Origin of the sequence: Streptomyces sp. NPDC004658 (genome assembly GCF_040609555.1) — a bacterium.
GTDB lineage: Bacteria > Actinomycetota > Actinomycetes > Streptomycetales > Streptomycetaceae > Streptomyces.
On record NZ_JBEXKG010000256.1, the window covers coordinates 1 to 7110 of the forward strand.

Here is a 7110-nt window from a genome sequence, read left to right on the forward strand (position 1 = left end):
CGGCTCAATCCGGGCCCACTGGCCGTTCGTCAGATCCCCACGTCCCACGACAGGTGATCATCAAGGAACAAGATCCACTTTCGCAACAGACCCTAGCCCTCCGGGCCGAGCATGGGTGTTCCCGACCACGCTCAGCCGCGGGGAGGGGGCGGGTGACGCGCGGCCTAGGTGGTCGGTGGCCGGGTGGTCGGGTAGCTCATCGCCGGCGCCGGGCCGGGATCGTCGTCGGACCGGCGGTCATGCGGGGCGCCGGCTTCAACGGGGTCGTGGGTGACGCCTCCGTCCCGTCCCGACGGCGGTCTGCGTATCGCCGGAAATCCGGCCCGCTCCGGCTCGCTCAGCCGCGGGGAGGGGGCGGGTGACGCGCGGCCGAGGTGGTCGGTGGCCGGGTGGTCGGGTCGGCCATCGCCGGCGCCGGGCCGGGATCGTCGTCGGACCGGCGGTCATGCGGGGCGCCGGATTCACCGGGGTCGTGGGCGACGCCCCTTCCGGTGCCGGCGCGGATCGTGGGGCCGGCCCGCGGGCGGAATCCCTTTCGCGCGCCGCCCGTAGCGCGGGCCCGCGCTGTTCCGGGCGCTCCCGGCGCCGGGCGGCGCCTGCGTGCCCCCGCTCGGCGCTCCGGCGGGCACCGGAGCGGCGTGGACGGCACGGGAGCGGCCCTGCTGCTGGAGCCGCTCCCGGCCTGAGGGCGGGTCAGCTGACCCGGCCGTACCAGACGCTCTTCGTCCAGATCCTCTCGAGCTTCACCACGTCCCCGGTCTTCGGCGCGTGCCAGATCTTGTTGTGACCCGCGTAGATGCCGACGTGGTAGACGTATGAACCCGAGTGGAAGAAGACCAGGTCGCCCGCCTTGCGGCTTCTGGCGGAGATGTGGTGCGTCTTGTTGTACTGCTGGGCGGCGGTGCGCGGCAGCTTCTTGCCGGCCTTCTTGTACGAGTAGAGCGTCAGCCCCGAGCAGTCGAACCTGCGCGGCCCGGTGGCTCCCCACGCGTAGGGGGCACCCTTCTTCGAGGCCGCGACCTTGAGTGCTTTCGTCGCCATGGTCGCGGCGGAGGCGTCGGTGGCGAGGCCGGGCACCGCGATGGAGCCGCCCACGGCGGCGAGGGTCAGAGCCGAGGCCGTGCCGGCCCGGGCCATCAGCGACGGGACACGATTGAGCGCAGTCATGCGCAACCCTTCGTCAGCCGCCTGTGAAGGATGACCTGTCGGATTCGGGCTGGCGAAGTAGCCCGGCCGCGTTGCCGCGGCTTCACCCCAAGGGTCGGCCGGAGACGACGCCCGTCCGTGTCGTACGGACGAACACCTGTTCCGGCGACCCGCCTTGCTTGGGTCCTCCACTCCTGCCGATCCACTCCGTCGACCGGTCATCCGGGCGGCGGCAGGACTCGGCGTCCGCCCGGATCGCCCCGCCGCGGTGGCGGGGGCTTGTCGTCAGACAGGGATCTTGGCTCACGTCTGTCCGAAAATCCCAATGGAATCGGGGATTTGTGGCGTTACTCACCACTCACCCGTTCGGGTGGACACTGCTCTGTTCGAGCGTCCGTCAGATCCCGGACGTAGCCCCCGACCTGGGGCGAAGCGTCTTCCGGCGGCTCATGTGGTCACGCGCCGCGCAACTCGGGAGGCCCGGAAAACGATCGGGAAGTACACCGGTCGGCGGTACGTCGTTCGGGCCGTTTCAAGTCCCGTGCGGACGACGCGTGTCGACACGCGGTGCCGGCCGGGCCGACGGGGCGTCCGCCTCAGCCGACGTCGTCCGGCGGGAGCGTGACGCGAGCGGTCCGGCGCTCACCGTCCAGCACCCGCAACGCCCGTGCCAGCGTGTCCCCGTGCAGCTCCGTCTCGCCCCGCTGGTGCATCAGCGCGAGTGCGTCCCGCAGCTCTGCCGCCTTGCGCACCAGGGCCTGGGCCGCGCGCAGCCCCTGATAGGTGTCCCCGGGCCGGGCCGGGTTGATGCGGCCCAGCAGGTCGACCGCCTCCAGGTAACGGTCGATCAGGTCGCCCTCGGCCCGGGTCAGCGCGGGCAGGGGTGGGAGGTCCGGCTGCATGCGCGGCTCACCTCGCGTCCGGTGCGCCGGGCGTGTCCCGGCGGCTCGGCACGATGCCGTCCACCAGACCGTAGGCGACCGCCCCGGCGGCGTCCAGGATCAGGTCGCGCTCCAGATCCTCGTGGACCTGCCCGGCCGTGCGCCCCGTGTGCCGCGCGAGCATCTCCGCGAGCGTCGCGCGGATCCGGGTCAACTCCTCCGCCTGGATGAGCAGGTCGCTGGGCTGTCCGCGCACCGGCTCGGGCAGCGCGGGCTGCCGGATCACCATGCGGGCGCCGGGCAGCGTGAACCTCTTGCCGGGGGTGCCGGCCGCGAGCAGTACCGCGGCCGACGCGGAGGCCTGTCCCAGGCAGTAGGTCGCCACGTCGCAGCCGACGTACCGCATCACGTCGTAGATGGCCGCCATGGCGTCGAGGGAGCCGCCGGGCGAGTTGACGTACAGCGTGATGTCCCGGTCCGGGGCCGCGTGTTCGAGGTACATGAACTGCGCCGTCACGTCGTTCGCCGCCGCGTTGTCGATCGGTGTGCCGAGGAAGACGATCCGGTCCTCGAACAACTTGGCGTACGGATCGAGGGTGCGTACGGCGCTCCCGGTGCGCTCGGTGAACTCGGGCAGGACATGGCGGGCGGACGGTCGGGACATGGGCATACCCCTCCTCACGGCGGAGCCGCCTTCGGCGAGCTCTCTGTAAAAAATGTACAGCACGTACAGAAGGCGGGGGTGGATGCCGAGGGTCCGGTGCGGTAACGGTTCATCAGGACAGCGCGGGGTTGCGCGCCTAAGCTGGAGGTGTAAGCGATCATTTCCGGGCTGGTCCCGGTGGGTGCCGCCCGTCGTCGGAAGGCTCCACGCCGTGGGTGCGAAAGTCAGAGCCGCGCTCGTCGGAACAGCGGTCGCGTCATTGGTCATGGGTGGAACGGTGGCGAACGCGGCCCCGGCGGACGCTTCGCCGCAGGACATCTTCGAGGAGGCCGCGCCGGGCACCGTCCACGTGGTGGGCGAGGTCAGGGCGGGAAGTGGCTTCATCTACGACGCCGACAAGGGGCTCATCGTCACCAACGCGCATGTCGTCGCGGGCGAGAGCGCCCTGAAGGCCGTCGTCCAGGACAAGGGGGAGGTGGCCGTCCGGATCCTGGGCATCGATCCGTGCGAGGACGTCGCCGTCCTGCAGTTCAGCGCGCCACAGGAGGACCTCAAGGCGTTGGAGTTCGCCGACAGCCGCGACGTCAAGGCCGCCGACGCCGTCACGGCCATCGGCTACCCGGCGTCCTTCGAGAAGGACGTGGAGGCGCAGAAGCCCGTCTACACCGCGGGCAGCGTCCAGTCGCCGAACGTGCCGGCGGATCCCTCGCCCTCCCTGCCCCACTACGCGGACACGATCCAGCACTCCGCCACGATCAACCACGGGAGCTCCGGAGGGCCGCTCCTCGACGCCGACGGCAAGGTGATCGGTGTGAACACCCTCGGGAACCCCGAGGCCGAGGGGCAGTACTACTCGATCAGCAGCGACCACGTGCGCCCGCTGCTGGACGGGCTGGCCTCCGGTGACAGGCACAACGACCCCGGTTGGCTGCTCGGCTCCCTGGACGACCCGGACCTCGCCCGCACCTACCAGGAGGATCCCAAGGCGGAGCAGCTGGTGGCCGACACGCAGGAGCGGTTGGTGAAGGACGGCACCAGCGGGCTGTTCGTGGAGGACGTGGCGACCAACTCGGAGGCGGCCAAGGCCGACCTGGAGTTCGGCGACGTGATCACCGCGGTCAAGGACACCCGCGTGGCCACGGTCGGTGACCTCTGCGACGTCCTGCAGTCCGCGACTCCCGGGGAGAAGCTCCCGCTCGAAGGCAAGTACAGCCTCAATGCCGGCGCGACCACGGACGAGGGCCACGTCACGCGCTTCGGTGAGGACTGGAGCACCGATCTGCTCCTGCCGAAGAAGTAGGTCCCGCGGGGGCGCCCCGTAAGCTGGTGGTATGGCCTACGAGATTCCGGTGACGCAAGCCAGGGCTGAGCTCGCCGACCTGATCAACCGCGTGGTCTACGGCGGTGAGCGCGTCGTCGTGACCCGGCACGGCAAGCCGCTGGTCGCGCTGGTCTCGGCCGCCGACCTGGAGCGGCTGGAGGCGCTGGACGATCTGGACGAGCAGGCCGGGGAGCAGGTTATCAGCTCGGTCTCGCGGGTCCACGAGACCGGTCCCGTATCCCGCGATCAGCGGCGCTTCGGGATCGCGGCGGAGCACCGGAGGCCGGGCGCCTCCTGAACCGCCCGTCCCTGCGGGAACCCATCGGCCGGTCATGCGCCGATCAAGGTCTGGTTAACGTCGTTGAAACTCCGGCGCTCTAGCCTGCCGATCCACGCCACCAGGGGTTTCTCTGCCCGGATTGATGAAGATCCGGGGATTTGTCCGTGTGTTACACCTGTCCCCGTCGCGGTGGCTGCGGCAACCGGACCCCGCACGGTCCGGAGCAAGGACTGTGAGGTGGGACGTGCAACTGACCCCGCACGAGCAAGAGAGGCTGCTGATCCATGTGGCGGCCGACGTGGCCGAGAAGCGCAGGGCGCGCGGGCTGAAGCTCAACCACCCGGAAGCGGTCGCCCTGATCACGTCGCACATCCTGGAGGGCGCCCGGGACGGCCGCACCGTCGCCGAGCTGATGTCCTCCGGCCGCAAGATCCTCACCAGGGACGACGTCATGGACGGGGTCGCCGAGATGATCCATGACGTCCAGGTCGAGGCCACCTTCCCGGACGGCACCAAGCTCGTCACCGTCCACGAGCCCATCGTCTGAGGGGGCCGCGATGATTCCCGGAGAGATCCTGTTCGCGGACGGCCCCGTCGTCTGCAACGCGGGCCGCGAGGTCACCCGGCTGACCGTCCTCAACGCCGCCGACCGGCCGGTCCAGGTCGGCTCCCACTACCACTTCGCCGAGGCCAACCCCGGCCTGGAGTTCGACCGCGCCGCCGCCCGCGGCAAGCGGCTGAACGTCGCCGCCGGCACCGCCGTCCGCTTCGAGCCCGGCATCCCCGTGGAGGTCGAGCTCGTGCCCCTGACCGGCGCCCGGATCGTCCCCGGACTGCGCGGGGAGACCGGGGGTGCCCTCGATGCCTGACATCTCCCGCGCCGCCTACGCCGACCTGTTCGGCCCCACCACCGGCGACCGCATCCGGCTCGCCGACACCGACCTGCTCGTCGAGATCGAGGAGGACCGCTCCGGCGGCCCCGGGCGTTCCGGCGACGAGGCGGTCTTCGGCGGCGGCAAGGTCATCCGCGAGTCCATGGGCCAGTCCCGCGCCACCCGCGCCGAGGGCACCCCCGACACCGTGATCACCGGTGCCGTCGTCGTCGACCACTGGGGCGTCGTCAAGGCCGACGTCGGCATCCGCGACGGCCGGATCACCGCCCTCGGCAAGGCCGGCAACCCGGACACCATGGACGGGGTCCACCCCGACCTCGTCATCGGCCCCGAGACCGAGATCATCGCGGGCAACGGGCGCATCCTGACCGCCGGCGCCATCGACGCCCACGTCCACTTCATCTGCCCGCAGGTGGCCGACGAGGCGCTGGCCTCCGGCGTCACCACCCTGGTCGGCGGCGGCACCGGACCCGCCGAGGGCTCCAAGGCCACCACGGTCACGCCCGGCCCCTGGCACCTGGCCCGGATGCTGGAGGCGATGGAGGCCTACCCCGTCAACGTCGGCTTCCTCGGCAAGGGCAACACCGTCAGCCACGAGGCGATGCTCTCCCAGATCCGCGGCGGCGCCGTCGGCCTCAAACTCCACGAGGACTGGGGTTCCACGCCCGCCGTCATCGACGCGGCGCTCACGGTCGCCGACCGCACCGGCATCCAGGTCGCCATCCACACCGACACCCTGAACGAAGCGGGGTTCGTCGGCGACACCCTCGCCGCGATCGCGGGCCGGGGCATCCACTCGTACCACACGGAGGGCGCCGGCGGCGGCCACGCCCCGGACATCATGACGGTCGTCTCGCAGCCGAACGTCCTGCCCAGCTCGACCAACCCGACCCGGCCCTTCACCGTCAACACGACCGAGGAACACCTCGACATGCTGATGGTGTGCCACCACCTGAACCCGGCCGTCCCCGAGGACCTGGCGTTCGCCGAGTCCCGGATCCGCCCCTCCACCATCGGCGCGGAGGACATCCTCCACGACCTCGGCGCGATCTCGATCATCTCCTCCGACTCCCAGGCGATGGGGCGGGTGGGCGAGGTGATCCTGCGCACCTGGCAGACGGCCCACGTCATGAAGCGCCGGCGCGGGGCCCTGCCGGGCGACGGCCGCGCGGACAACCACCGCGTCCGGCGTTATGTCGCCAAGTACACGATCAACCCCGCGCTCGCCCAGGGCCTCGCCGCCGAGATCGGCTCCGTCGAGACCGGCAAGCTCGCCGACCTGGTGCTGTGGGAGCCCGCGTTCTTCGGGGTCAAGCCGCTCCTCGTCCTCAAGGGCGGACAGATCGCCTACGCGCAGATGGGCGACGCCAACGCCTCCATTCCCACCCCGCAGCCGATCCTGCCCCGCCCGATGTACGGCGCCATCGGCCGGGCGCCCGCCGCCAACTCCGTCAACTTCGTCGCGGACCTGGCGCTCGAGGGCGGACTGCCGGAACGGCTGGGGCTCGGCAAACGGTTCGTGGCGATCGAGTCCACGCGCGCGGTCACCAAGGCCGACATGCGCGAGAACGACGCCCGGCCGGACGTCCGGATCGACCCCGACAGCTTCGCCGTGCACATCGACGGCGAACTCGTCGAGGCCGCTCCGGCCGAGGAACTGCCCATGGCCCAGCGCTACTTCCTCTTCTAGTGTCCAGGGCAGCACTGCTCGTCCTGGCCGACGGCCGCTTCCCCGCCGGAGGGCACGCCCACTCCGGCGGGGCCGAGGCCGCCGTCAAGGCGGGCCGCATCACCGACGCACCGAGCCTGGAGGAGTTCTGCCGGGGCCGGCTGCACACCTCCGGGCTGGTCACGGCGGCACTCGCGGCGGCGGCCGTCCTCGGCACCGATCCGGGCGAGCTGGACGCGGCGGCCGACGCGCGGAC

Annotated in this window: 8 protein-coding genes, 1 pseudogene and 1 riboswitch; of the genes and pseudogenes, 6 read left to right on the top strand and 3 right to left on the bottom strand. The window is 71.3% G+C overall.

What is annotated here, in order from left to right:
- Positions 1 to 693: 693 nt before the first annotated feature.
- From ABZV94_RS39025 to ABZV94_RS39035, 3 genes are all read right to left on the bottom strand, one after another.
- Positions 694 to 1167, bottom strand: a complete 474-nt coding sequence (locus ABZV94_RS39025) for a C40 family peptidase (protein WP_356349409.1) — start codon at positions 1165 to 1167, stop codon at positions 694 to 696.
- 3 nt (positions 1168 to 1170) lie between these two features.
- Positions 1171 to 1401: riboswitch (cyclic di-AMP (ydaO/yuaA leader) on the bottom strand.
- 341 nt (positions 1402 to 1742) lie between these two features.
- Positions 1743 to 2048, bottom strand: a complete 306-nt coding sequence (locus ABZV94_RS39030) for a hypothetical protein (protein WP_356349410.1) — start codon at positions 2046 to 2048, stop codon at positions 1743 to 1745.
- A gap of 7 nt (positions 2049 to 2055) precedes the next feature.
- Positions 2056 to 2691 (bottom strand): ATP-dependent Clp protease proteolytic subunit, encoded by a 636-nt coding sequence (locus ABZV94_RS39035; protein WP_356349412.1) that lies wholly within the window; start codon positions 2689 to 2691, stop codon positions 2056 to 2058.
- Positions 2692 to 2956: 265 nt separating this feature from the next.
- Here ABZV94_RS39035 and ABZV94_RS39040 point away from each other — a divergent pair, with 265 nt between their 5' ends.
- The 6 genes and pseudogenes from ABZV94_RS39040 to ABZV94_RS39065 all read left to right on the top strand — a co-directional run.
- Positions 2957 to 3991 (top strand): S1C family serine protease, encoded by a 1035-nt coding sequence (locus tag ABZV94_RS39040; protein ID WP_356349414.1) that lies wholly within the window; start codon positions 2957 to 2959, stop codon positions 3989 to 3991.
- A 31-nt stretch (positions 3992 to 4022) separates the two neighbouring features.
- Positions 4023 to 4310 (top strand): type II toxin-antitoxin system Phd/YefM family antitoxin, encoded by a 288-nt coding sequence (locus ABZV94_RS39045; protein WP_356349416.1) that lies wholly within the window; start codon positions 4023 to 4025, stop codon positions 4308 to 4310.
- Between the two features lie 226 nt (positions 4311 to 4536).
- Positions 4537 to 4839 carry an urease subunit gamma gene (locus ABZV94_RS39050; protein WP_356128432.1) on the top strand — a complete coding sequence of 101 codons (303 nt, stop codon included), beginning with the start codon at positions 4537 to 4539 and terminating at the stop codon, positions 4837 to 4839.
- A gap of 10 nt (positions 4840 to 4849) precedes the next feature.
- Positions 4850 to 5161: an urease subunit beta gene (locus ABZV94_RS39055; protein WP_356349418.1), complete on the top strand. Its 312-nt coding sequence runs from the start codon at positions 4850 to 4852 to the stop codon at positions 5159 to 5161.
- On the top strand, positions 5154 to 6875 hold the full coding sequence (locus tag ABZV94_RS39060; RefSeq protein ID WP_356349420.1) for an urease subunit alpha: 1722 nt from the start codon (positions 5154 to 5156) through the stop codon (positions 6873 to 6875). The genes ABZV94_RS39055 and ABZV94_RS39060 overlap by 8 nt, the downstream gene beginning before the upstream one ends.
- Positions 6875 to 7110, top strand: a pseudogene (locus ABZV94_RS39065) (urease accessory protein UreF); the annotation flags it as partial. The gene ABZV94_RS39060 and the pseudogene ABZV94_RS39065, both read left to right, overlap by 1 nt.

Coding starts and splice junctions, on each gene's coding strand:
- ABZV94_RS39025 (WP_356349409.1), bottom strand. CDS start 1,167: ATGACTGCGCTCAATCGTGTCCCGTCGCTGATGGCCCGGGCCGGCACG.
- ABZV94_RS39030 (WP_356349410.1), bottom strand. CDS start 2,048: ATGCAGCCGGACCTCCCACCCCTGCCCGCGCTGACCCGGGCCGAGGGC.
- ABZV94_RS39035 (WP_356349412.1), bottom strand. CDS start 2,691: ATGTCCCGACCGTCCGCCCGCCATGTCCTGCCCGAGTTCACCGAGCGC.
- ABZV94_RS39040 (WP_356349414.1), top strand. CDS start 2,957: ATGGGTGGAACGGTGGCGAACGCGGCCCCGGCGGACGCTTCGCCGCAG.
- ABZV94_RS39045 (WP_356349416.1), top strand. CDS start 4,023: ATGGCCTACGAGATTCCGGTGACGCAAGCCAGGGCTGAGCTCGCCGAC.
- ABZV94_RS39055 (WP_356349418.1), top strand. CDS start 4,850: ATGATTCCCGGAGAGATCCTGTTCGCGGACGGCCCCGTCGTCTGCAAC.
- ABZV94_RS39060 (WP_356349420.1), top strand. CDS start 5,154: ATGCCTGACATCTCCCGCGCCGCCTACGCCGACCTGTTCGGCCCCACC.